12 protein-coding genes are annotated in these 26,247 nt (G+C 48.8%); 6 read left to right on the top strand and 6 right to left on the bottom strand.

The window, feature by feature from the left end; translation table 11 throughout:
- Positions 1 to 2: 2 nt before the first annotated feature.
- Both ABWW54_RS01110 and ABWW54_RS01115 read right to left on the bottom strand, forming a co-directional pair.
- Positions 3 to 350 carry a 5-carboxymethyl-2-hydroxymuconate Delta-isomerase gene (locus ABWW54_RS01110; RefSeq protein WP_353409222.1) on the bottom strand — a complete coding sequence of 116 codons (348 nt, stop codon included), beginning with the start codon at positions 348 to 350 and terminating at the stop codon, positions 3 to 5.
- Between the two features lie 140 nt (positions 351 to 490).
- Complete coding sequence (locus tag ABWW54_RS01115) at positions 491 to 2,284, bottom strand: cation:proton antiporter (protein WP_353409224.1); 1,794 nt, start codon at positions 2,282 to 2,284, stop codon at positions 491 to 493.
- A gap of 227 nt (positions 2,285 to 2,511) precedes the next feature.
- Between ABWW54_RS01115 and ABWW54_RS01120 the strand changes: the two genes are divergently transcribed.
- The 6 genes from ABWW54_RS01120 (at position 2,512) to rpiA (ending at position 7,430) form a co-directional block, all read left to right on the top strand.
- Entirely contained in the window at positions 2,512 to 2,910 is a 399-nt protein-coding gene (locus ABWW54_RS01120; RefSeq protein ID WP_353409226.1) for a DUF2391 family protein, read from the top strand.
- 109 nt (positions 2,911 to 3,019) lie between these two features.
- Positions 3,020 to 3,871 carry a YIP1 family protein gene (locus tag ABWW54_RS01125; protein ID WP_353409228.1) on the top strand — a complete coding sequence of 284 codons (852 nt, stop codon included), beginning with the start codon at positions 3,020 to 3,022 and terminating at the stop codon, positions 3,869 to 3,871.
- Positions 3,872 to 4,028: 157 nt separating this feature from the next.
- Positions 4,029 to 5,318: a phosphoribosylamine--glycine ligase gene (gene purD, locus ABWW54_RS01130; protein ID WP_353409230.1), complete on the top strand. Its 1,290-nt coding sequence runs from the start codon at positions 4,029 to 4,031 to the stop codon at positions 5,316 to 5,318.
- 15 nt (positions 5,319 to 5,333) lie between these two features.
- Positions 5,334 to 6,239, top strand: coding sequence for a thymidylate synthase (thyA, locus tag ABWW54_RS01135; protein WP_353409233.1), 906 nt, complete (start codon positions 5,334 to 5,336; stop codon positions 6,237 to 6,239).
- Positions 6,240 to 6,275: 36 nt separating this feature from the next.
- Positions 6,276 to 6,758 carry a dihydrofolate reductase gene (locus ABWW54_RS01140; protein WP_353409236.1) on the top strand — a complete coding sequence of 161 codons (483 nt, stop codon included), beginning with the start codon at positions 6,276 to 6,278 and terminating at the stop codon, positions 6,756 to 6,758.
- Between the two features lie 12 nt (positions 6,759 to 6,770).
- Positions 6,771 to 7,430, top strand: a complete 660-nt coding sequence (gene rpiA, locus ABWW54_RS01145) for a ribose-5-phosphate isomerase RpiA (RefSeq protein ID WP_353409239.1) — start codon at positions 6,771 to 6,773, stop codon at positions 7,428 to 7,430.
- Positions 7,431 to 7,487: 57 nt separating this feature from the next.
- Here rpiA and ABWW54_RS01150 read toward each other — a convergent pair whose 3' ends face one another.
- From ABWW54_RS01150 to ABWW54_RS01165, 4 genes are all read right to left on the bottom strand, one after another.
- On the bottom strand, positions 7,488 to 10,076 hold the full coding sequence (locus ABWW54_RS01150) for a S8 family serine peptidase (RefSeq protein ID WP_353409242.1): 2,589 nt from the start codon (positions 10,074 to 10,076) through the stop codon (positions 7,488 to 7,490).
- Between the two features lie 262 nt (positions 10,077 to 10,338).
- The gene (locus tag ABWW54_RS01155; protein WP_353409244.1) at positions 10,339 to 10,878 is read right to left on the bottom strand and encodes a hypothetical protein; all 540 of its coding nucleotides are present in this window, start codon (positions 10,876 to 10,878) and stop codon (positions 10,339 to 10,341) included.
- Positions 10,879 to 10,908: 30 nt separating this feature from the next.
- The gene (locus tag ABWW54_RS01160; protein ID WP_353409246.1) at positions 10,909 to 13,080 is read right to left on the bottom strand and encodes a C25 family cysteine peptidase; all 2,172 of its coding nucleotides are present in this window, start codon (positions 13,078 to 13,080) and stop codon (positions 10,909 to 10,911) included.
- The gene (locus ABWW54_RS01165) at positions 13,077 to 25,985 is read right to left on the bottom strand and encodes an SdrD B-like domain-containing protein (protein ID WP_353409248.1); all 12,909 of its coding nucleotides are present in this window, start codon (positions 25,983 to 25,985) and stop codon (positions 13,077 to 13,079) included. Before ABWW54_RS01165 ends, ABWW54_RS01160 begins: the two co-directional genes overlap by 4 nt.
- Between the last annotated feature and the right edge of the window lie 262 nt (positions 25,986 to 26,247).

Below are 26,247 nucleotides of genomic sequence, written 5' to 3' on the forward strand. Positions count from 1 at the left end.
GCTCACCGAAGGCCTTTCTTGTTGCTGTACGTGTTTTTGTCAATCTCTCTTACATCCACGGACAGCATTTCAACCGATGGCAGGAGTCCACAAAGGGTTACTACTATCGAATCGGCTAACTGCTTACGTTGTAGGACCGTTCGTCCTGACAGTATGTGGCATATGATATGCACGAAATGTTCGCGGCGACCACCGACCCAATAATCATCCGAAAGCACCAACCTGGCTTTAACGTCGCCAGTCGAGAACAACCCAGACGATTCGGTCACATCGTGGACTTCTTTAACCAACGTTTCGAAACTGACGATATCTGCTAAATCAGCAGAGCACTCTATGACACAGTGGGGCATTTTTAACCTACTTCTTGGCTTGCTATTGGCTTGCTCTTAGCTTGCTACTTATGTTAAGAAAAACAAACTAAACAGCTACGTTCATGTGAGCTTCTATTTTATCATTGGATGCTTTGCTAAACGTCGCTGTCTCTTAATAATTAAGGCTTATCTTTCGACTCACTTAAATAAATTATTTTAACGCCTGGTTCAGCGTGCAGTTCATCGTCAATCGTATTAAACACAATGTCGCCACTTGGCTTCAATACCAAGAGCATCAAAGCCGTTGGGTTACTTTCTAACCAGTCCTCTAATCCGAACTCATCGCTTAACTCTGTCACTTTTACCGAGCAGCCTTGTGCTACTTTCTTACGAATTATCGAGTACGAGATTTCTTCAGAAAACAGAATCCTTCCGCTTTTATGTGGGCTGGCAACGTGCTTATGAAATCGGGTGGAAGACTGATTAGGTGCCAATGTATACACGTTTCGGGCTCCAAACTCATCTCTGAAACTATTAGCCTGAGTCACGTTGTATTCAAAATGACTAGAGAGCCCTAGCATCATCCCATATGGAGATATATTTAAATGCATATGTGCGTGTTCAGAGCTAGGGTTTCCGTAGTATGTGTTGAGCCCTACACTGCGGGCTTGCTTAAGGTTTTCCCAGTTTGTGTCACACAAGATGGTGTGTACATCCTGCTTGGCCAACGACTCAGCTAGCGCGATGGAGAATGGATTAGCGCCAATGATTAGCACGCCCTGCGTAGCAGGCATCGCCACACCCAACGCTTTTGCCATCGGTCTTGCCGTCAGGCTTTGCAGAACGACGGTCCCAATGATTATTGAAAACGCCAGCGGGACAAGCTTGTCTGCCCCATCCACGCCCAGCTCGGTCAAACGCAATGCAAATACTGAAGACACCGCAGCCGCAACAATACCTCTTGGACCAATCCAAGAAATCATCGCCTGTTCTTTCCACGTAAAATCGGAGCCGCGAAAACTGGCAGCGACCTTCAACGGTCGAGCAATAAACTGCATGACCAGCAATAAAACCAAAGCCCCCCAGCCAAGAGCCGCAAAGGCCTCAAAGTCCAACCGCGCGGCCAAAACGATGAACAACGCCGACACAAAAACCACCGTCAAATCTTCTTTAAATTCCAATATAGATTCAATGTGTACGTCCTTCATATTAGCCAATAACATGCCCATAACCGTTACCGCCAACAAGCCTGACTCGTGCATCAAATCGTCCGAAATCGCGAACACAAAACACACCGCGGCCAAAGACGCGAAGTTGTGAAGTTTTTCTGGAATAAGGTGATGACGAAGCATCAAGCCAAACGCGTAGCCCGCTGCCACACCAATTAAAAAGCCTATCGCTACAGTGCCCGCGAAAACGGTGAATATCTCACTGACCTCAGCCGCCGCGTTTTGCACGGCAATCCACTCAAAGACCAAAACCGCAATTAGCGCGCCAATCGGATCAATGACAATGCCCTCCCATCGAAGCACATCAGCAATCTTGGGAGTCGGTCTTACCGTCTTAAGCATCGGCATAATAACGGTCGGCCCAGTTACGACCATTAGCGCTCCGAAAAGAGCGGACAATGACCAGCTCATGCCTATCAGATAATGAGCGGCCACCGTCATAATACCGGCATTCACTACCACGCCCACGCTCACCATTCTGCGAACAGGTTGACCTATTTCTTTTAGCTCATTGCGCTTTAGTGTCAACGCACCTTCAAATAATATGACCGCCACAGACAAGGAAATAAACGGAAACAACAGGTCGCCAAACAATTCGTTTGGATCAAATACAGAAAAGACCGGCCCAAGTAGCACGCCAGACAAAAGTAAAAATAGTATGGCTGGGAGCTTCACTTTTGAAGAAAACCATTGGCACAGAAAACCAATAAACCCAATTAAACCCAGTATGGTAAGTGATGTCATTTAACTCATCCTATTTGAAATCAACTATCGTCAAGCCTTACTTCGCAATCCGTTTATGATTGCAATGCGTAACTTGCGGATTTCTGACACAATGCATTGGCGATAGAGATTAACAGTTTTTTATGTATGACACAGTTAACAACTGTGCCATTGAGTATTTTTAGCAACGTAAATGAGAAGGACATCTCTTACGTACTCAATAACAACCTCTAAACTTTCTAAAAATAATGGCTGACATCAGTTTTAACTCAGAAGACGCGAGTCAGGTAATGATTGGCGCATTTACCTTGGCTGTTCCAATCTCATTCTCGGAAGAAGCTTGGCGCTTAGGCGAAACACTGGCATTACCCAACCTGATCGCTCTCATTTGCGTGTCTGTAGTATTCCTGTCGCTCTATACGTATCAAAGTGTATTCCAGGGCAACATTGAAAATCGCGTATTCAGTTATGTTATACGAATCATAATTGCGTATGGGCTGGCCAGTCTTGTCGTTGCAATTACCTTGATGTGCCTAAATAAGTTTCCACTTTTTACCGATCCAACGGTGGCTATTAAGCGATTGTTTGTGGTCGCGATGCCAGCGTCAATGGGAGCCATCGTAGTAGACAGCTTTGATAAAGAATGATTTTTCGTACTCCGCTCAAAAAAATCACCTTTATGGGTAATAGCACAAATCAATGGGCCTGCTTAATATAGAGGCAAGCTAACACTGTAAACACCAGATGGAGACCGACATGAGCGAAAAGCCTAATGAAGAAGAATTGAACCCAGAGGTGCCTCAAGCACCTGAAACTCAAACAGAAGAAGCAGATGCATCGAACAATGCTTCGTTTGATATTAATAGTGTGTTAACCGATGCGCTCAAAATCATTACTCAGCCTAAGCAATTTTATAGAGACATGCCAAAAACGGGTGGTTACACCAACCCCCTACTGTTTGTAATCAGCATCGCCGTGGTAATGGCGATAGTTGGCTTAGTATTGAGTTTTATCGGTTTGCTTAAATACAGCCCCATGATGGGAGCTGGCGTTAGTTTCGGCATCCTCATTTTTGCGCCCATCGGCGCCGTGATAGTCAGCTTTATCGGCGCGGCAGTCGTATTTGTAATTTGGAAATTAATGGGGTCGCAGCAGTCTTACGAAACGGCTTATAGATGTGTCGCCTACACGTTTGCGATTGCACCGATTATTGCTGTTATTTCGGTGATTCCATACTTAGGCGGAATAGTGCAAACCTTATGGAGTGCATTTTTACTCTACACAGCGAGCATTGAAGTCCACGCCATAAAAGAACAGACTGCAAAAATCGTCTTTGGCATACTAGCCGCGCTGTCGGTCCTAAGTAATATCAGCACCGAAAGAAAAGCTCGTTATTATGAAAGCAAGCTAGCGACATTAGGAAGCTCAATCGAACACGCCGTAGAGCAGGGTCGATTTGAGAAAAGCCTGGAGAAACTCGAAGACCTCGAAAATATGAGCCCTGAAGAAGCCGGGAAAGAACTGGGGGAGTTCTTAAAAGGCATGGACGAATTTTCGAAAGGACTAGAAGAGAGTTTAAAAGAAGCAGAAGAAGAAAAACAAAATTAATCCACTGCAAACTCGAGAAGCTTGGATGGCTGCATAGAAATTACGCCATTCAAGCTCCCTACATTCTAATCTTTACATCAAGACTTTTAGACCCTCAGCATGTAAAATCGCGGCATTCTAATCCTTCAGATAGGCGTTAGCCTACTATTTTACCTGCATGAAAGTACTAATTATTGGCAGCGGTGGCCGAGAGCACGCTTTAGCTTGGAAAGTTGCCCAAGCAGACTCAATTTCGACTGTGTATGTGGCGCCAGGAAATGCGGGAACAGCCATAGAAAACAAGTTAGAGAACGTAAGTATCGGTGTAGAGGATACTGCGTCTTTGGTTGCTTTTGCTCAAAGCAAGCAAATTGAGCTGACGATAGTCGGCCCTGAAGTACCCTTAGTAAATGGAGTCGTTGATGCCTTTTCGGAGGCAAACCTCAACTGCTTTGGCCCCACTGCCGGTGCGGCCCAGTTAGAAGGTTCTAAATCATTCACTAAGGACTTTTTAGCAAAATACGATATACCCACTGCCGCTTATAAAGTATTCACAAATGCTGATGAGGCTTGCGACTACATTACCGAACAAGGTGCTCCAATCGTAATCAAGGCCGACGGACTCGCAGCAGGCAAAGGCGTCATCGTCGCAATGACCTTAGAGCAAGCAACCGATGCGGCTCGAGACATGCTGATCGACAATAAATTCGGTGACGCCGGAGCGCGCATCGTAGTCGAGGAATTCTTAGCGGGCGAAGAAGCCAGCTTTATCTGCATGGTGGATGGTGAAAATGTGCTTCCGATGGCCACATCCCAAGATCATAAAGCCAGGGATAATGGCGACTTAGGACCAAATACTGGAGGCATGGGTGCCTATTCTCCCGCACCAGTGGTGACGCCGGAAATGCATGAGAAGATCATGCTAGAAGTCATCATGCCCACCGTCAAAGGTATGCAATCCGAAGGACATCCATATACTGGCTTTTTATACGCTGGCCTTATGATTAGCCCAAGCGGAGAGCCCAAAGTAATCGAATATAACTGCCGTTTCGGTGACCCTGAGACGCAGCCGATCATGATGCGTTTGAAATCAGATTTGGCGGCACTTTGCCTAGCGGCAATCAATAAAAAATTGGACTCTACGTCAGCCGAATGGGATGAGAGAGCAGCATTGGGTGTGGTTTTGGCGGCAGGCGGATACCCTGACAGTTATTCAAAGGGCGATGTCATTTCCGGATTGGATCAATGTGACACTGACTCATGCAAGACCTTTCATGCCGGCACCGCACTCAAAGATGATCAAGTGACCACATCAGGCGGTCGTGTTTTGTGCGTGACTGCGTTAGGTAATACGGTAACTGAAGCACAAGAGTTGGCCTATGAATCGGCGAAAGTAATCTCTTGGAATAATATGTATTTGCGCGATGATATAGGTCACCGCGCTGTTGCGCGCGAAGCCCAAGAATAGAGACAAGCGACCACCATGAAAGCATACCTAGACCTTTTGCAAGATGTTTACGACAACGGCGTTGGCAAAGACGACCGAACGGGCACGGGTACACGCAGTGTTTTTGGACGCCAACTGCGTTGCAATCTGAGTGAAGGGTTTCCGCTGCTCACCACAAAAAAAGTATTTTTACGTGGCATCATTCACGAACTGCTGTGGTTTGTCCGTGGTGACACCAACATAAAATACCTAGTAGACAATAATGTGGGAATTTGGAATGAATGGCCATTTCAAAATTATTTGAATGCCCAAGATTTAGGCAACCTAGAAAAACACTCGTGTGAATGGGAAGAGCGCTTGGACGCATTTGTAATTCGCATTCAAAAAGATCAAGACTTTGCCGCCAAATGGGGTGAATTGGGGCCGGTGTATGGCAAACAGTGGAGAAATTTCTCGGGCATCGATCAACTCGATTGGGTTATCAACGAGATCAAACAAAACCCCACCTCTCGACGGCTTATTGTGTCGGCCTGGAACCCGGCCGAAATAGAAGAGATGGCAAAAGCAGGATTGCCACCCTGCCATACCTTGTTTCAATTTTACGTTTCGCACGACAATAAATTGAGCTGCCAACTCTACCAACGCAGCGCCGACCTATTTTTAGGCGTGCCGTTTAATATTGCCAGTTACGCTCTTCTGACTATGATGGTAGCTCAAGTCTGTGACCTGGAGCTTGGCGATTTCGTTCACACCTACGGCGACGTACACATTTACAACAATCATGAAAACCAGGTTTTAGAACAGCTCTCTCGAGCGCCTAAGTCGCTTCCTACCATGAGCATTAACCCCAATGTTAAGAGTCTTTTTGACTTCACATTTGAAGACTTTGAGCTCTTGAATTACCAACCAGAATCCGCAATAAAAGCACCAGTCGCTGTTTAACGCAGCAATCGACACTATTGATTACGAGACAGTCTAATGGAAATTATCTTAGTCGCCGCCATCGGTGAAAATGGTGAAATGGGCCACAATAATGAATTGCTGTGGCACTTGCCTGGAGATTTACCACGTTTCAAAGAGTTGACCATGGGCTCGCCTATCATTATGGGCCGTAAGACCTTTGACTCCATTGGCAGAGCTTTGCCGGGTAGACTGAATATCGTATTAACTGAAAACCCTGATTGGCAGGCTGATGGCGTGACCGTTAGCAAAGACCTCAACATTGCCTTAGAGGTCGCCAAAGAACAGGACACAGGCAAAGCCTTTGTCATTGGCGGCGGACAAATTTACAAACTGTTTTTGGCCTACGCCACCAGCCTTGAAATTACAGAAGTATTTGATGCACCCATTGCTGATACATTTTTTCCAAATTTTTCCAAGTTAGACTTCAAAGAAATATCTCGAATCAAGAACACGGACAATAATCCGATGTTCGATTACGTTACCTACGAAAAAGCATAGAGAGACCCGATCATGACACCAGAACAAGCCAAACAACTCGTGGCAGAAGCCGCCATTGAATATATTGAATGGGATTGGGTCATCGGTGTCGGAACCGGCTCCACGGCCAACCTATTTATCGATGAATTGGCCAAAATCAAAGGTCAAATAGACGGTGCCGTCGCGAGCTCAGAAGCATCCGCAGAGCGCTTGAGAAACCATGGGATCAAAGTCATGGAACTCGATCAAGTTGGCGGTCTACCTATTTATGTCGATGGTGCAGACGAGTCCACCAAGCACTTGCATTTAATAAAGGGCGGTGGCGCAGCATTGACACGTGAAAAGATCGTGGCTGCAGCCAGCGATAAGTTCATTTGTATTGCCGATGATTCGAAACTGGTTAACGTCCTAGGTAGCTTTCCGTTACCGATAGAAGTTATCCCAATGGCAAAGTCTTACGTAGCACGTCAGTTGGTAAAATTAGGAGGCAACCCTATCTTAAGAGACAACGTCACGACGGATAATGGGAACCTGATTATTGACGTGCACGACATGAGTATTGAAAACCCTGTTCAGCTTGAAGCAAAAATCAACCAAATTGCTGGCGTCGTTACCAACGGCTTATTCGCGCAACGTGGAGCTGACGTATTACTGCTTGGCGGCAGTGAGGGCGTCACAAAGATCGAAGCATAACGCCTTTCGCTATTTCTGATTAACCTTAAAAACCTTGGTTAAATAGACGTAAAGCCATTAAAAACAAAGAACCGCCCCTCTGCCGTTCTTTGTTTTTATAACGATAAAACTGCAATCTTCATCCTCTGGTCGCTCAGGAATCGTTCCCAAAGCAGGGCATTGTCCTGCCAAGGCCTGGGGCTGAAATCGAGACAAAATACGATCATCCGCTACTTGATAATCAAATGGCTGGGCGGCGCATTCTGAACTGACGGTACTGGCAGTAGTACCAGAAGCCACCCTGACCGCGTTATACATATTTAACCGCCCGCTGCCAACTTGATCATTGCGTGTACTGGGGGTCGCCGCGACAAAAGAGTCCGTCCCAATCTTATCGGCCGTCTCTTTCAAAATTTCTTTAACTCTTTGCGCACTTAATGATGGGTTTTTAGCGATCATCGCCGCGGCGACGCCAGACACTAACGCGGCCGACGCAGATGTGCCACCAAAGTTTTCCGTATACGCACGATTTGAGCTAATATCGTCATCGGTGCTGCCTGTGTTATAGCCTAATGAGTCTGACCCGCTACTGGATATTCTGTCGGTTGTTGTAACACCCAAATGCTGATCGCTTGAAGGAGCCACTATGTCTAATGTTGGGCCGTACTGACTGTAGGCAACTCGAGCCTCAGCGCTTCGAAGAACCCCCGTCTCTCCAGATAAGTCGCCACTGGTACTGGCGCCCACGGCAATGACGCCTTGCTCAGAAGAGGTGACGGCATTGCTTAGATTCGCGGGGTAACCCACGGGGTTATCGACGAAACCAAAAGCGGCTAAATCACCGTAGCTCACCACTTCTTGTCCATCGACCAAAAATTCAAATCTATCGAAACTTTCTTGCGTGTCCGCCGAGACCCAAACCCAAAAGCTAACTTCACCTTCAGGGCCCTCTTTTATTGTGTGCAGATAGCTATTTCCGCAATCTGAATTCTCGATATTTAAACTAGCCGCCTTACTTCCTGAATGAGCATAATTGACTAGACTATTGGTGTTTATTCCCCAAACCGGTTCATCACCAAAATTGAACGTGCACTCGGCATTACAGCTATTAAGAACCCAGTCAGTGCTAAAGCCACTTACCCCATCCAAGGTATTTAACGACTCAAAGTTTTCTACCGTTCCGTCGCTCCAGGTAATGTCGTCAAGCCAAACTGTTTCATCTATTCCCGCAATATCAGTGGATGGCGTATCACTTCTTAAGTACCTCCATTCATAGGCATGTTCGCCACTTTCCACTTCAGCCGTGACCTTTACCCATCCAGACGCATTATTTCCGCTTGAGACAACCACTGGCGACCCCAGCGCACGGCGAGAACCAGTCCCTACGGTAACCGACCCATTGGTTGTTCTCTCAATGGCTTGTGATAAGGCCGAGCACCCCACAGGCAAGTTCCAGCTGAGGTTTATCACATCCGCTCGCTGCGCTGCGTACTCGACGGCTTCGGCCAACCTATTGCAAAGCGCTGAAGAGCTGACACTGGCGACTTCGTATTCAGAAATTGCGCGAATGGGCAACACAGACGCACTAAACGCCGCGCCTACGACTCCGCCGTTCCCTTGCTTAGCCGCGGCAACTCCAGCCACGGCTGTGCCATGGTTATCGGCATCGATACTATCACCCGCTACGACACATCCAACGACTGGACTTGGGCTTGCGTTATTATCTGGGCCAGCATTCCCATCATCGCCACAAACGGTGGAAGTATCATCAACAAAGTCTTTACCGCCAGGCTCGATATTTAAGTCTGGATGATCAAGCTGAACGCCGTCATCAATGATGGCTATTACGGTGCCAGCACCGGTTGCCGCTCCAGCGCCGCTGTCTATGCGCCAAGCATTTACAGCATCGCAATCAGCGTCGCACCGAGACCCTCGATACCCTCGGTTCTGTAAATTCCATTGCTGTTGGTAAAACTCATCACTCGGGGAAAATGCAGACTTATTCGCCTGCATGAAAAATTGTGGCTCGACCCAATTCACGCCAGCCTGTTTAGCTAATCGACGCACAAGCGAAAACAAGTCTGAGGGACTTGAGTAATTAGGCGTCGTAAAACTGTATACCTGACCAGACAAGGACAAACGTCGTTCCATCTGAAGTGCGTGTTGCTCTGTTAAGATTCGAATACTGTCTTCAAGATCAAATGCCACATCAAAGCTGATGGTGACTTTTGAAAGCAACAGCAAATCACCCAAGCCACGTTCACTGGTGAAAACAGGTAACATTTGAGGATTCTGAGCCTTCAGCCTAGAACTGATAAAGTCTTCGCTACCAGCTACCTTCGCCCTAGTCGTCTTAACTTTGAGAACTTTCGCGCCAGGTAAATTGTGCTTCGTGACTTCGCTTGATTGAATACCAGATTGCTTAGCTCTTTTCGCTAGATCAGACGCACCAGAAACTTCGGCAGCATCAAACGGCAATGCAAATACGCCCTCTTTACGATAGACTTTTACTTGCTCACCAGTAGGCGAAAAATAATAGTCTCCATGATAAACAGGCTTTGCAGCAATGCTGCCATCCGCTAACTGAACTTCGATTCCCCATGCTGGTAAAAAAGCATGGGCACTCGTTAGTACCAAGATGAGCAACAAACGTTTAGATAGAATCATTAATTGGCAACCCACACTGCGTCTAAAAGTCATTATTTTAACCTACTCTCATCTTTTCATATTCCTGCTTGACCAGACTGCCGACGGGCCGCATCAACGCAAACCATCACCCAGCTTTACTTTCTCAATTAGACCCTTTTACCAATTGACTACCAAGAACGAGCAATTAGGGTTTTCCAATTCTTATAAACTATTTACATGAAAATAGCAGCAATCCCAAATTGGGTTTTATAAAGTTTTACACCCTGAGTTTACACCTTGACTAAGGCGTGATAATGGAAGTCAGCGTGAAGGTCTGAGTAAATGAATCTCCCGCGGTTGCCGCTGCACACGTTGCGGTGACGGTGAATGTGACCTCGTCCGTCGGCATCAAATCCGTACAGAACGGCGCATCAGAAGCTGGACCACGCCAAACAACACGCGGCCCTGTAGTCGTGTTTGCGACGCCTAGGTCCTGTATGTCAATCGACACGTTAGCCGGCAACGTACCTGGGTCAATCGCGCTGATCGTGAGATCGGCACTGGCGTCCGAGCTCAAAATATCAAATGTCGCCGTACATACCGGAGGTGTCGTCGTTCCCGATACAGGGCCGGTCGTCACGTTTCCAGTGACAATCATCGGGCACACATCTTCGGCCGTCGGAGTTAACGGTGCCGAGGTCTGGGCATGAGCTGGCGTGACAACTGCGTTAATAATGGGCTTATGCCATGCGACAAAAGCCACGCTTGAGGCACTTCCGAGTAACAGTTTTCGCCGGCCCTTAAATTGTTTCTCTTCGCCGATTTCGGTTGGGGTTTCCATAGTTCAATCCAATCTTTTCGTTTGCTTTTTTCAATTTAGTATTAATTCTGGGAACCCCAGAACGGTCCAACCCATCAACACGTCCAAGTCATTTGGTTGAGTAATTGAATACTCTTGCTTGGCACTGGTAACAGCATCTCCCAAACGTTCTCCGTTTGCAAGACGAGCGAATACCATGCGAGCCAACCTACGCTCTGAGTCAGCGTTGGTTAACGTACTGGCTCCCATAACCGCAACGGCGCCCCGATCTCCTTCCATCATGAATCGGTGTCCCATGCTGTCTTCATTTGGGCTGACATAATAGGCATTCCAACATCCCCATTGTGTTACCACGGTTGGCTTATCTTGATTGCTCAAGCCAGCGGCATCAGGCCCTGTGAACAAGCCATCGAAACTCCACTGGTTCGTTGAGCTGTGACCAAAAAACGCGGTCAATGTTATCCCACTGTTAATTTGATCTCTGACCTTCTGGCGAGCGGCGCTCACCCCGAGCGTATCTACATACGCCTTTTCTACTTGAAAGCCTTGCAAATACTCGCTGTGAATTTCGTCGGCGTCATTTGCAAAATCGTACTGCTGTGCAGCGTCGTATTTATCAGCAACCAAAAGGGCTTTGCCCGTGTACGAACGGTTTAAAAAGTCATCTCGCTTATCTAACAATATTTTGAGTTGCGCATTGGTTCTAACAGGCAACCTGCCAATCGGCAAATCAGGAATATTATTATCATTAAGGTCTACGTATTTACTGTCTACGGGAGCAAACGTAATATTATTGCCCGTCGCTGCATAGATACTGGGTATAAAACTCATCGCATCTTCGTTCTCAAATTGACGATAATCGTACACATCGCCGCCTACCAACAACACGTATTCGGTGCCACGATTTAGATGTGAGTACTTGATGTAGTTGCGTATCGCTTCTGGGTCAAACTGATGAAACCCGAACTGCGCGTAAATACTTTCAACATCAACCACATCTACGCTGCCCATTTCGCTCTGAAGTTGGGTGGCTAGCGACTCCAACTGATAGTCTCCCGCAGAGCCGATAAAATCAGGATGGCTGATGATCAAGTACCGTGCGTTACCGCTGTGAATGTCACTTTCGAGTGGCATCGGCGAAAGCGAGGGTTTCAGCATAGCCGCCTCACTCGACACATAATAATTAGCTAACTGGCCACTCCCCGGAACGGTGGCTTTACAGGTGACTCTGCAGCTGGCCGAGACTGTGCTGATATTAACCGTTCCATTCGAGTCCCTACGCATCGCAACCACATCAACCGTAGGGCGGTTGTTCAGCGTGCCAGTTGGGGCTAATTCTTGAATACGAAACTTAGCCTGACGCGACTCAAAATTAAGGCGACTGTCCTGCGCAACAAATTGACTGGGATAAGTAACCTCAATCGAATTAAGATTTACCGCATCATAGGCTTGCCCTGTATCCATTGGCAATGTCAGTTCAATTCGATTTGCGCCATCCACAACCCCTTCCAATGGCGCTTCAAGCGTTTTCGAACGTAAGCCGTCAAATCGACCGCTGGTGAGCGGCTTGCCATTGAACGACACTTGAACATGATGATCATTTTGTGGCCCAGGTAAATCACTAGCACCCCAAACATTCATCGACATTTTTGCGCCTGATAATCCATCATTACCACCGGGCGCTACGTTCTCTAACATCATGGTGAATTGTTCACTTTTCTGCTTACCCACGGCAACAATCCGCTTCGCGTACCACGGATCGTCCGATTTAGGCGACGTAAACGAATACTTGGCCTGAGGTGCAAATCGCTCCGTTGCTAGATAGCTATTGGCAAAGCTCGTTCTGGTCATTAATGGCGTGGCTTCATCCGAAATTCGCTCTGCAGAGCCGTTCAGCGTCAAGGTATACACGTTCTCATCGGTATAGAGAGTATTGACAGCATCCGCTATGAAACGAATCTTGGAACTGTTAGAAAAACTTGAGCCACCCACTAATTGAATTGGCACGGGCTGGCCATTATTCATTAGCCCTATGCTACTGACGTCAGTTCCGGTTAAGTCAATACCAAAACGCTTCAAGTCTTGACCCGTCAGTTCATGAATCCCTTCCGCTACCGTCACTAAATTAACGACATCATCTGCTGCAATCACCGAAGAGCTAACCGCCCCCAATATCAGGCTCGTGGAAACAGAAATGGTTTTCAAAAAATTGTGGTTATTCATGCCGCTTCTCCCGTTAGACTCACTGCCTCGAATGAAGTTCCGCTTCCATACGAAAGTGGCTCCCCCTTCAGCTGCTTAACTCGTTTTTGCGATCGCTTGCGTTGCTGACGCATCTTCATCTCGGTTCGTTTGAGTTCTTTGGCTTCTCGCTCCGAACGTTCTGCATTCCAGTCTATTGACTGTCTATCTCCAATAACACCGTGCGTTGTATCCACCTCAAACGGGCCATGCAACGTTTCCTTGCCGGTAAGATCCACATCGCTCAAGGCGAACATATTGGCGGTTGTTTCAACAGTGAAACGATACTCTTGAACCTGAACTGAATCTCCTTGCCCAAGTATCAGATCAGGGTTAAGCAAGACCCATTCACCGTTCTGGTTAGCGTAAAGATAGAAACCCAAATTTGCCACCTCGGTTTGCGTGCGCCAAACAAACGTGACGTTGTCACCTGAGCTTTCAGCCCTAAACGACCCCAAAGATATTGGATTTGTAATACTTGGCTGATACCCGAAATCACCGGTAGAGTCAGCCACAGGGGTTGACGAAGTCCCACTTGAATCTAGGTCAACAACATAACCAGTGTCGTCTTTACTGGTGTTATCTATCGTGTCGCTGCTGCCGTTAGGTGAATCAGTATGCTCAAAACCGTTTAGCACGTTGTCGTCGTCTGTCACCACAACCGTAAAGACACCGTCGGGCAGATTATTAACCGCGTAATTTCCGTCTGAATCAGTCACTACAGTCTGAATAACATTCCCATCTTGATCTCTTACTTCAATCGTTACGCCTGAAAAGACACCGGCTTCGGTGAACATTCCATCGCCGTTCGCATCCGACCATAATGTTCCTGATAAACTGTTGCCTGCACTACCCACGTAGCCAAAATCCTGATTCAGATCAACTGAATTAGCGGTGGTTAGAGAGGTAATACTCGTACTATCACCCGTACCGACAGTGTCAGGATCGATCGAATTACTCCAGCCAGAACCGCCATTCGGCAGTGTATTGGTATCAACCACTACTTGATATTCGGTGCCTGGGTTTGGCCCAGTATTTGACGTATCCAGACCGGTGAACAAATAATTTCCGTTTTCGTCTGTTTGAGTCGATCCGATTAATACATCGTCTCCGCCGCCAATGACTCCATCTGGACCTGGAGCATATAATTGAACCGTAACGCCTTCCAGACCTTCACCATCGTCTAACGTCCCGGAATTATTCGAATCAAAGAATATCGTGTCACCAATCGTTCCATCACCAGTGCTTGATGACGAATCGACGTAACCGAAGTCTTGATCTACATTATTTACCGGAGTCGCTCTTGTGCTGGCACTGTCTAAATCAACGACCGAAACGTTAGGAGTGGTGGCTACAAATGACCCTGGATTCGCAGGGTCGTCACTGTCTACGGTTTGCGAGAGACCGGCTAAGACATTGTTCTGATCCGTCACTCGTACTTCGTAGTTGCCATCCGGTACTCCCGTGAACAAGTATTGGCCGTTTGCGTCAGTGATTGTCGTCGCAATTACGTCTCCAGTCGCAACGTCGACTAGAGATACCGTCACGCCCGGCAAAGGTAGCTCAGTCGTATCACTTTCATCACCAGCGCCAGAAGGTCCGTTGCCGTCCATGTCTATGTCAATCCAAAGCGTGTTACCAACGCTGTTATTTTGATCGGCTGGCGGTAGATAACCAAAATCAAGGTCCAAATTGATAGGATTCTGAGTTGTGATCACCACGGTGGTTTGGTCGTCGGCGTCCGTGCTGTTGCCATCTCGAACGTCCGGATCTCCCAAATTGCTTGGCCCGGAGACGTATCCGGTCGGCAATGTGGAGGTATCCACTTCAACGATGTACGTTTCGTTCAATGGCAAATTGGGGAATAAATACTTACCGTTGTTATCCGTCACCGTTGTGATCGGAACGCCCAAACCAGACCCTAAATCCACGTCCGGTGGAGGCGTAATTGACACCGTGACACCGGCAATTCCCGGCTCGCCTGGATCTTGTTGACCGTCATCGTCAGCGTCTACCCAAATTGTATCACCGACGGCACCTACGCCAGTCGCTGGGGCATAACCAAAGTCAGCCGTCTCATGAAACTCATTCGGATCCAACGTGATTGGCGCAGATAAACTGTCTGTCGCACCCACACCATCGCCCTCGTCATACGTTTGCACTAACCCCGTGGTTAGCGTTGAAACGTCTACCCCGGTTTGGTACACCACTCCTGGCTGCAAATTGGGGAAGATGTACTCACCATTCGGGCCTGTGGTCGCGGTGGCAACCGGCGTTGTCGCTTCAGCACCATTGATAACGCCGTCACCATTTTGATCTTGATATAGGTTGACCGTTACATTGGCAATCCCATCTTCATTAGCATCTTGCACACCATCCATATCCAGATCCAACCAGACATAGTTACCCAATGATGCTGGCGGAACAAAGCCAAAATCGATTGTCATGTTGCCCGACAAATCTTGCGCGCTACCAGGTGCACCATCTTGAGAATCACCTCTATTTGTATCAGGCCCGGATTCATTAGGTTCGCCGCCTGACGTTACCGAGAATACGGCACTGTCAAACACTCCAGAAGAGGGCTCACTGGCAATATTAGAGTCATTCTCTGTGTCATTGTTAGACGTCGTATTTTGCACTGGCGACGGAAAGTACCCCGTCGGAGGTGACACTCTCACCTTATAGTCACCCGGCGGAAGGTTGGTGAATTCATACAAGCCATCGGCCCCGACAGTGACGCTCGCTACTACCGCGCTCGCGACATCGACGGCCGACGCAAACACACCCGGCGCTGTTTGTACTAACAACTCAATGGTTGCGCCAGCTAATGGGGGTTCGCTTGCGTCTTGCAGGCCATCTCCATTGGTGTCCTCCCAGATCAGGCTGCCAACGCTCACAGGCGAATAGAAGCCCATATCAAGAGTCATATTACCGCTATTATCGGGATTGGATGCCGTTTGGCCGGGTGCATCACTCACATCACCATTTCCATCCACTAAGTCTATGGGATCGACCTCTCCAGTTGGCTCTCCGCCCACCGTGAGAGCAATCACTCCACTCGTATGTATTTGATCTGCTGTGTTGGTGTCAAAAGCAATATCAACATTCGAATCAGTATTGTCGTCACCAGCGGCATCAGGGTCAGCCACTTGCGTTGGCGAAGGTATCAGTGCCCCTCCTCCAGTCACGGTAGAGAGGTCAACTTGAACTCGATATTCACCAGCTGGCAACCCATTGAAAAAGTACTGCCCTTGCGCATCCGTGATGGTAGTAATTGGTTGCACGCCTGCGGTGTATGGGTCGCCATCAACTTCATCTCCAGCCGAATCCAATAGCGTAACGGTTGCTCCAACAATGGTAGGTTCACCATCATCCTGAGTTCCGTCGGCGTTTTCATCTTGCCAGACTGTGCTGCCTAAACTTACGGGTCGTACAAACCCCATATCAACAGTCATGTTACCCGCCGCGTCGGGATCCACCCCCAGCAAATCTTGATTTGGCTGATCGGGGCCGGCGGTCCCAATTGAGTCTGTCTCACCGGTCGGCTCGGTTCCCGGAGTTAGAGTTACCACGCCACTAGTATGAACTTGGTCAGTGGTTACATTCGTACCCGTGGTGTCAAATGCAAAATCCAAATTCGAGTCTTCATTGCTGTTCTCTGACGCGGCGCCTGGTGCATCTGGATCAGCCTCTTGAATCGGTGATGGAAACAAATCTTCACCACCCGTTACCGTAGACAAATCAACTCTCACACGATAATCACCGGGCAATAGCCCGTCAAAATTATACTCACCCTCCGCGTTAGTCACGACAGAAGAAACACCGGCAACGGGCACACCGGCCGCGTCTAACAACGTGACTGTTGCACCCACGATAGCGGGTTCTCCTGCTGTTTGCATACCATCGACATTGATGTCTTCCCAAATCGTAGAGCCCAGGCTTACGGGTTGAAAGAAACCAAAATCGACCGTCATGTTTCCACTGCCATCAAACAAGCCAGCTTGGTTAGGCTGGTCAGCGACCGCACCATTGTCATTCACGCCATCAACAGGGTCAGTTTCCGCCGATGGCTCTGTTCTTGGGCTCAACACGATAATGCCACTGCGATACAAATCATCAGACGTGATGGTGGGTGTCCCATTCTGATCAGTCGTAGCAATGTTGCTGTCACTGTTCGTATTGTTTTCAGGGTCAGACACTTGAACTGGAGACGGAGAAATCGAGTTCGCTCCAGCAATACCAGCCAAACTTACCTGTACCACATAGCTGCCTGCGGGTAAGCCGTTGAAGTTATATTGACCTGTGCCATCAGTGGTCGCCGTCAAGGCTTGCACACCCACTGTGTTAGGGTCGCTGTCGTAGACACTTAAGTCATCATTAAGCAAGGTAACAACCGCGCCCGCGATGGGAGGTTCATTGTCATCTTGGGTGCCATCCGTGTCCGAATCAAACCAGACCGTACTACCCAAGCTGACTGGCTCCATAAAACCAAAATCGACGGTCATGTTGCCATTAGCGTCTGGTTGACTGTCCGCGGTTAAACCTTGATTTGGTTGATCCACGAGTCCAGCGCCAATGGGGTCAGCCTCGGTAATGGGTTCACCACCAACCGTCAACGAAACAATTCCACTAGTGTGAATTTGATCGGTTGTGATTGGGTCAAACGCTGTGTCTATATTTGAATCAGCATTACTATCCGCGCTCGGTCCTGGCGCGTCCGGGTCCGCAACTTGCGGTAAGGTCGGCACAAAAAACAAGGCGTTAGTATTACTCGCCGTTGCTACGTTAACCTGCACTCTATAGTCGCCTTCTGGCAAACCATTAAAATTATACTCACCATTGCTATCAGTGACATCAGTCACTGCGTCAATCGCAGGCGTGGCCGGGTTACTATCGTAGACGGTGCCATTTGAGTTAAGCAACGTGATGGTGGCCCCAACGATCGGTGGCTCACCTCCGTCTTGGGTGCCATCACCGTCCGTATCCAACCAAACAGTACTGCCTAAACTCACGGGGCGAATAAAGCCCATATCAACCGTCATATTGCCTGCATTATCTGGATCTTCTCCAGGGGTAAGACCTTGATTGGGTTGATCCGCAACCAAGACCCCGCCAGCATCAATCGGATCAGTTTCACCAACTGGCTCATCACCAACGGACAAGGTAACTATGCCGCTTGTATGAATCTGATCGGTTGAGATTGGATCGAACGCCACGTCTATATTTGAATCTTCGTTGCTGTTAAAGCTTGCTCCTGCGGCATCGGGATCAGCAACCTGCAGAGGGGTAGGAATATAGTCATCCCCACCCGTGACGCTGGCCAAATTAACTTGAACTCGATAATCCCCCGGAATAAGACCGTCAAAATTATACTGACCGTTAACGTCTGTAATCGCGGTCAAGGTTTGCACGCCTACGGTATTCGGATCGCTATCATATTCGGTGCCATTGCCGTTTAATAAAGTAACCGTTGCACCTTGAATTGCGGGTTCCGAGGCATCTTGATCACCATCTGCGTTGGTGTCGTTCCAAATGGTACTGCCTAAACTTACCGGAGCAAAGAAGCCCATATCGACACTCATGTTACCGCTGGCGTCGGGTTGATTCGCTGATTGATTGGGTTGATCAGGACCAGCCGTGCCTATCGAGTCTATCTCAGAAGTTGACTCGCCACCTACGCTCAAGGTAACCACACCACTTTGAAAGGTATTAGTTGCTGGACTATGGCCTGGCGCACTGGAATCAACATTTGAGTCCGAGTTGTTGTCTCCAGCGGCGTCGGGGTCAGGTACCTGAGTGGGCGTGGGCGATAACGAGGCGCCGGTATGGCTACTCGCTCCGGTCAAGTTAACCTGAACTCTGTAATCTCCAGCGGGTAATCCATTGAAATTATATTGCCCATCGGCGTCGGTAACGTCAGTCAGAGCCTCGATCCCCGGCGTTGCTGGATTACTGTCGTAAACCGAGCCATCAGCGTTCATTAAGGTGACAGTCACGCCCACGATCGCTGGTTCAAGTGCCGTTTGTTGACCGTCGTTATTACTGTCAAACCAAATAGTACTTCCCAAACTGACTGGTTCAATAAAACCGAAGTCAACGGTCATATTGCCATTGGCATCAGGCTGACTATCAGCCGTTAAACCTTGACCGGGTTGATCCGCCGTCCCTCCGGTTGTGATTGGATCCGTTTCTCCAACAGGTTCGGCACCCACGTTTAAGGATATAATTCCACTGGTGTGAATTTGATCCGTTGCAATGGGGTCAAACGCCGAATCTATATTAGAATCGGTATTATTATTCTGCCCAGCTCCAGCCGCATCTGGGTCTGCTACCTGTGGTGGGGTGGGCACAAAGGTGTTTGCCGCGGTATTTGTCGCCGTGGCTAGATTTACCTGAATGCGATAATCACCCTCTGGCAACCCATTAAAATTATATTGCCCAGTAGTGTCAGTCGTGTCAGTGAGCGCCTGAATCCCCATTATGTTCGGGTCACTGTCAAATACTGAACCGTCGTCGTTCAATAACGTCACCGTTGCCCCAACAATTGCCGGCTCGCCTGCGTCTTGATCACCGTCACTATTGGTGTCTAACCAAACGGTACTACCAACGCTGACGGGACGAATAAATCCCATATCCACCGTCATATTGCCGGAGGTATCTGGATCATCTACCGCGGTTAACGTTTGATTAGGTTGATCCGGTTGCGAACCAGCCCCACCAATAGGATCCACTTCGCCAGCAGGCTCACCGCCCACTGACAGAGTGATCACTCCACTTGTATGAGTGAGATCCGTTGTAATTGGGTCAAACGCAGTATCGATGTTTGAGTCGGTGTTGTTATTTAAACCAGCCCCTGCAGCGTCTGGGTCGGCTACTTGCAATGGGGTAGGAATGTAATCATCGCCGCCAACAACCGTCGCCAAATTAACCCGAACTCGATAATCACCCGGCACTAATCCATTGAAATTATACTGGCCTTGTGCATCAGTGGTGGTGGTCACAAGCTGCACGCCAGCGACGTTTGGATTACCGTCGACCGGTAACCCTGCCGCGTTGAGTAACGTTACTGTCGCACCCAATATTGCGGGTTCACCACTGTCTTGATCGCCATCCGCGTTGGTGTCATTCCAAACGGTGCTGCCCAAACTGACGGGCGCAAAGAAACCAAAATCAACGGTCATATTACCGTTCGCATCTGGTTGCGCCGCTGTTTGATTTGGCTGATCTGGACCAGCGGTACCAATTGGATCAACTTCCACGGCGGCTAACGGCTCAGCGCCGATAGTCAGCTCCACAATCCCACTTTGGTAGGTATTTGTGGCCGGACTGTGGCCAGGTGCCGTAATGTCAATGTTAGAGTCGGTATTGTTATCTTGTCCGATACCCGGCGCATCAGGGTCCGCGACTTGAGGGGGGGTAATCCGCAATGCTGAGCCAGTATGGCTCGTTGCTGTGTTCAGGTTCACCTGTACTCGGTAGGTTCCCTCTGGTAGCCCATTAAAATTATATTGCCCTTGAGCATCAGTAGTGTCGGTAAACGGTTCCACAGCAACGGTATTCGGGTCAGTATCATAGACGCTGCCATCAGCGTTTAACAACGTTATAGTTGCGCCTTGAATAGCTGGCTCTAGAGCGGTCTGTAGCCCATCGCCGTTACTATCAAACCAGACGGTACTGCCCAAACTCACAGGCTCAATAAAGCCAAAATCCACCGTCATATTGCCACTGGCATCTGGATCATCTGAAGGCACTAGCCCTTGATTAGGCTGGTCGACAGCTCCAGCGCCACCAGCGCCAATTGAATCAACTTCGCCCACTGGTTCGGTATTGGCACGTAATGTAATCACACCACTGGTATGAACTTGGTCTGTCGCCGTATCTCCAGCGTTAGTGCCCACAGCCGACCCAGGTACAGTGCCATCGATATTAGAATCGGTGTTACGGTTTTGACCTGCCCCTGCCGCGTCAGGATCCGGTGTTTGCAACAAAGTAGGAATGAGGCTCGCAGCATTTGAATTTGTTGCCGAGCTTAAGTTCACACGAACTCGATAATCGCCTGGTGGTAGGCCATCAAAATTATATTGCCCATCGGCATCGGTGCTCACCGACAAATCTTGTATCCCTGCCATGTATGGGTTGTTGTCAAAAACAGTCCCGTCTGCGTTCAACAAAGTAACCGATGCCCCAACGATCGGTGTTTCACCGGTATCTTGGTCACCGTCTTCGTTGTCGTCAATCCACAAGGTACTGCCGATGCTCACGGGTGGCACAAAACCCATATCCAACGACATGTTGCCAGAATCATCGTTGATCCCGGTTTGATTGGGTTGATCGGGGTCAGTTAAAGCGCCCATACTGGTCGAATTAATCGGGTCAGTCTCTCCCGTTGGCTCACCACCCACAGTGAGTATGATTGGCCCACTAATGTGCGTTTGATCAGTCGGCGTGGGGTCAGATAAAAAGTCTATATTGGAATCTGTATTCGAATTGTTTTCAGGGTTTGGTACCTGGACTGGTGAAGGGAAAAAATCGTCAATATTCGGCACCGTGGAGGTTGAGAGATCCACCGAAACTCGATAAGTACCTGGTGGCAACTGGTTAAAGTTGTACTGGCCATTGGCATCCGTTAGAACTGAAATTGGATTGCCTGCCGCGTCGTTAATCACCGCTCCGGCTGCGTCAAGCAACGTGACAGTGGCGTTCGCTATCGCGCCTTCTCCAACGTCTTGTGTACCGTCAGCGTCTAAATCAACCCAAATGGTACTACCAAGACTCACGGCTGACGTAAACCCAAAGTCCGCAGTTAAATATGAATTGGTGTCGGGAAAAGCCGCATTTGCTGCAAGATTTTCTGTTAGCTCGACGTTTGCATTTGTCCCATCGGTCGCGCTAGATCCAGTAACACCGTCTAGAGAAGAATCGCTCTCACCAGTTTGTGCACCTGCAACGGTCAAGGGTAGTAATGTTGATACGGAAGCATAGCTAACTGGCGTAGTTGACCCAAAAGTACCTGGCGCACCATCGTCATCATTATCAGAGCCAAGCGCGGCCCCCGCAGCCGACGTTGAAGTTGAAGAAGACAGTTGGTTTGTCGTAAAAGTCGAGCCGCCAGCGTCTAAACCCGTTTGACCGGAAGGGATAGCAACGAAATAGTTACCTGTATCTAGCCCATCAAACAAATATTGTCCTTGGGCATCGGTGGTGTCGGTCCCAATTGAGGTATCCGTGTCCGGATCAAACACACCGTCGCCGTTATCCAAGAAGAGTTGAACCTGCATGTTCTCAATAGCTGGCTCATTGCTATCTGCATCGCCATCGTTATTGGTATCTAACCAGACATGATTTCCCAGACGAAGTTGATAGAACCCGAAGTCAACACTGACGTTTGAATCATCGTCATCAAAAAAATCATTGTCGTCGTCAGTGGCATCGTCATTTCGTAATTCCTCATCAGTCGGCTCGTCACCTAAGGCCAGATTGACTGTGCCAGAATATATTCCATCTAAGCCAGGCACTGGCGTTACCAAGTCAGCGGCATCAAAAGCGCCGTTGTCATCGTTATCCACATTGGCGTCCGCATCCTCTTCGTCGGTAGTTGAAGAGTAATTGTCGCTCAGTACAAAGGACCCTGTTTGAGCACTGGGAATTACCACATAGTAGTCGCCTGCTGGCAAACCTAAGCCGTCACGGTTCATTAAGTCCGCGTCGTCGAACAAGTAATGGCCTTCTGCATCAGTTTGCGTGGTGTCGTATAGCGTATCATCAGGTGTCGGCCCATCACCAAGCAAATCATTCCATAGCTGGACCGTGACATCAAATATGCCCTGCTCACCCGCTTCCGCCAAGCCATCGTTATCCGCATCAACCCAGACCAAGTTTCCTATTCTCAAACCGGTAGAATCAAGCGGGTACTCTGCAGGCATCACTATCCCCGTCTTAATTGCTTCCGCAGCCAATAAGCGTCTATCAGTGGCCACATTAGTAGCTCGAAAAGACACGTTATTCCACGCAATTTCCAGAGAAGGATCAGGGAGCGCCTCATAATCACTTGCCGGTGCGGTTGGATCAGCAAGCATTTCTAAATCGACAACAATATCTTCTTCATCTTGATCGTTTGGATCGCCGACCGGCCATCCAGCGGCAAACGGAACCGTCAATCGCCATGCGCGGACACTTGCGTAGCCATTGGGAAATGTTGCGGAATCTGCAAGCGGCGTTGTTGTCCAGTCGTCATCGCAAACTCCGGCCTGCCAATCACCTCCCAGCGTGTCATTGGCAATGGAAAGCTCGGGTCTACAAGGGTTAGTAGACGCAGAATACTCAACAACACCATTCGCCGCCAATTCGGCCGCAACTATGGCGTTCGCACTGGAAACCATCACTGGACCGTTCAGCAACGGCACCCACGTGGAACCGCGAACGGTGGCCGCTTGCGCTTCTGAAATACCGGTATCGGAACCAGCGGTATCTGTATTGGGTAATATGTCATAGACAATGTAATCCTTAAGCAAAACGTTACCATCGTTACTCAAGCGAATTCGGTAATTAAATGGCTGATCCTTCATGGCCTGCGCAACGCATGGCGTTCGGGTTCTGCCATCGGCATCGGCTGGACAACTGGCTGGCGTCACAATCCCAGTACTTGCCGCCGCGGTATTATCCGCGGGTGGGTTGTCAGGATCGTAATTGGGTAGCCCTGGAAATCCGGCGACAAACTTATTACCACCAAACGCCGCAGAACTCAGAATTTGAAAAGATTCGTTTCGATTACAAACAGGATCACCGGCGCCTGTAACGCTGTCTCCGTCTATGTCATTGGTGTCTGATGCGCTGCTGTTCAAACAACGAAAATCGGTGTTTTCTGGAACAGATTGAACGCTATTGCTCAGGCCAGTTTGCTGAGGCACACCAGGCTTCACTCGCATGGTGGTTTCCATTCTTACTCGAACAAAAATACCCAAATCACCTGTTGCATCGCCCACATTATCTCGTGGAGCGATACGATCTCTACGAACAGGGAAAGTAAATGGGTTTGCCACACCGGGTGACCCATCGACCATCGTGGAGCCTGCTGGCGCAGACGCTTTCCAACTCCACCGGATAAACGTACTCGTAGGATCGGCGCAAGTATTATTTACGTCTCCTGGAGCGTACAACTCAAAATTTGGCTCAACCCCAAGCGGATTTGTATTTGACGTATTGACGGCGTCTCGCGGGTCATCCAAACCATTCACAAAGTCTAGGCTATCCCATGAAACGAATTCCAATGTGTTTGGAATACAATCCGTTATTACCGGATTAACCGCCCCGACTGAACTCGTATCATCCTGCGTAAAATCAAAGCGCGTGGTGAACGTAGCGCCTGGAGACACACCGTCAGGCATATCTTTTAGAAGCTGAATGTCCGAGGTCGGAGCAACAATATCAATAGTCGAACAGGACTCCGGATTATCAGCAGGCAATATCTGGTCCGAGCTGACCTCTACGCAGTTTTCAAAGTCATCGCCAAGGCTCAAACCAGGGTCGGCTCGGAAATTTACACGGAAGTCTCCCCCATCAAACCCAGGTGGCACGGCCGTAGTAAAAATCACTTCGAACCCAGTGGCTCCGGCTGAAAAAGTATGTGAGAACCCAAGTGGGTCTCCGTCATAACCGGCTTCTATGGATGTGCCTGTGCCCAATTCGAACACGTTGGCCACAACCGTGTTGTCACTCCACTCGCCACGATGCTCGAGACTAATCGGAACCATTCCCGCCGGAAATAAATCGGTGATTTCCATGCCAGTTTGAGAAACATTGGCATTTGTCGTGTCAAAGCGAATTGTGTACCGACTGAAAGCACCTTCCGCGATCTCATCTCTTTTCGCCGACTTATCAATTTCGGCATCGGGCACTGGCGTAGCGAGCGTATTAGTGACATCGTCGGTGCAGTTGTTTGGGCAAGTAGCGCCAACGACATTGTCCCCACCCAGTACGACTTCATTTGTTACCGACACACCCGCAGCAAAGGCCGGAGCACCCGCCCCAGCTGGGTATTGAAGAGTTAGCTCAACCACTTGGCACCCATCCGCGGGGTCAAACGTGGCTGGCAATGGGATGTCCACTGACGGGCACATCCCAGTTGGCACCACCGCGGCTCCATTTAAGGTTGCGCCAACGATCACGGCACCCATTGGACAAACATCCGTCAACGTTGGGTTTTCAATGATAATGGTGCCAGTTCCCAGACCAGAAGGGCCATTCGGGCAAACCTCAATTTCATACACCACGTTGTTGTCCAACGCGGGTTCCAGCGGCGCCGCTGGAACCGTCACAGACTTAGAAATCTCCCAATTGTTTTCGGGTGGATTAATGGGAAGCGAAGAGACCACATCTTCGTCACCATCGGCTGAAGACGTGGTTGCCGTGTTCACCAATGGCGGCAAAGCTCCAGCGCCGAAATCAGATGGATCAGTAGAAAGTTGGACAATGATTGACGCTGACGCCGATTGACCATTTGTGAAAATTTCAGCTGGATTAACAGCTTCGATAGTCACCGTGCCCGCCGGCGCAGCAACGGTGACCGTTGGATCGTAAGTACAATTGTAAATACCCGGTACCGCACAACTCACAAACGAGACCCCTGCCGGTAACGGGTCAACAAGAATAAAATCACCGCATTCGCCTGGTGGCGGTGTTCCGGTAAAATTACAACTCCAGTTGAATGAGTACTCCACCGTTTGACCCAGCTCAACCGTGGCCAACGGCGCTCCTGTGCCTGCGTCGAACGGCTCTTTAGTCGCTAGAACATCCGCAGTCGCAGTCTGTATATTGATTAGTGTTAAAAGGCCTGCGGTCACAAGACCTAGTAGCTTCCGTGATAAGTAATTCTCGGAACGATTTTTCATAACTCTCATCCAACATTGGTTTTTATGCCTGAAAGTTTGGTTTCAACAGCTTCGAAACACACACGAAGATCCCACCCCAACTCATTCAGCTTTTACTGTCATAAAGATGTTTTGAAAAAGCGCCCACTAAAACATCCCCCACCCACTATCCACCGATTACGGAATGTTAACAATTGGTCGCTTGTGAACATTTGTAAAACATGGATTTTTTGTCCTATTGCGTAACAAAAAAGCTTAGAACAGTACGCATCAAGAAAATCAA

Origin of the sequence: Arenicella sp. 4NH20-0111, from assembly GCF_040366405.1 — a bacterium.
Taxonomy (GTDB): domain Bacteria; phylum Pseudomonadota; class Gammaproteobacteria; order Arenicellales; family Arenicellaceae; genus Arenicella.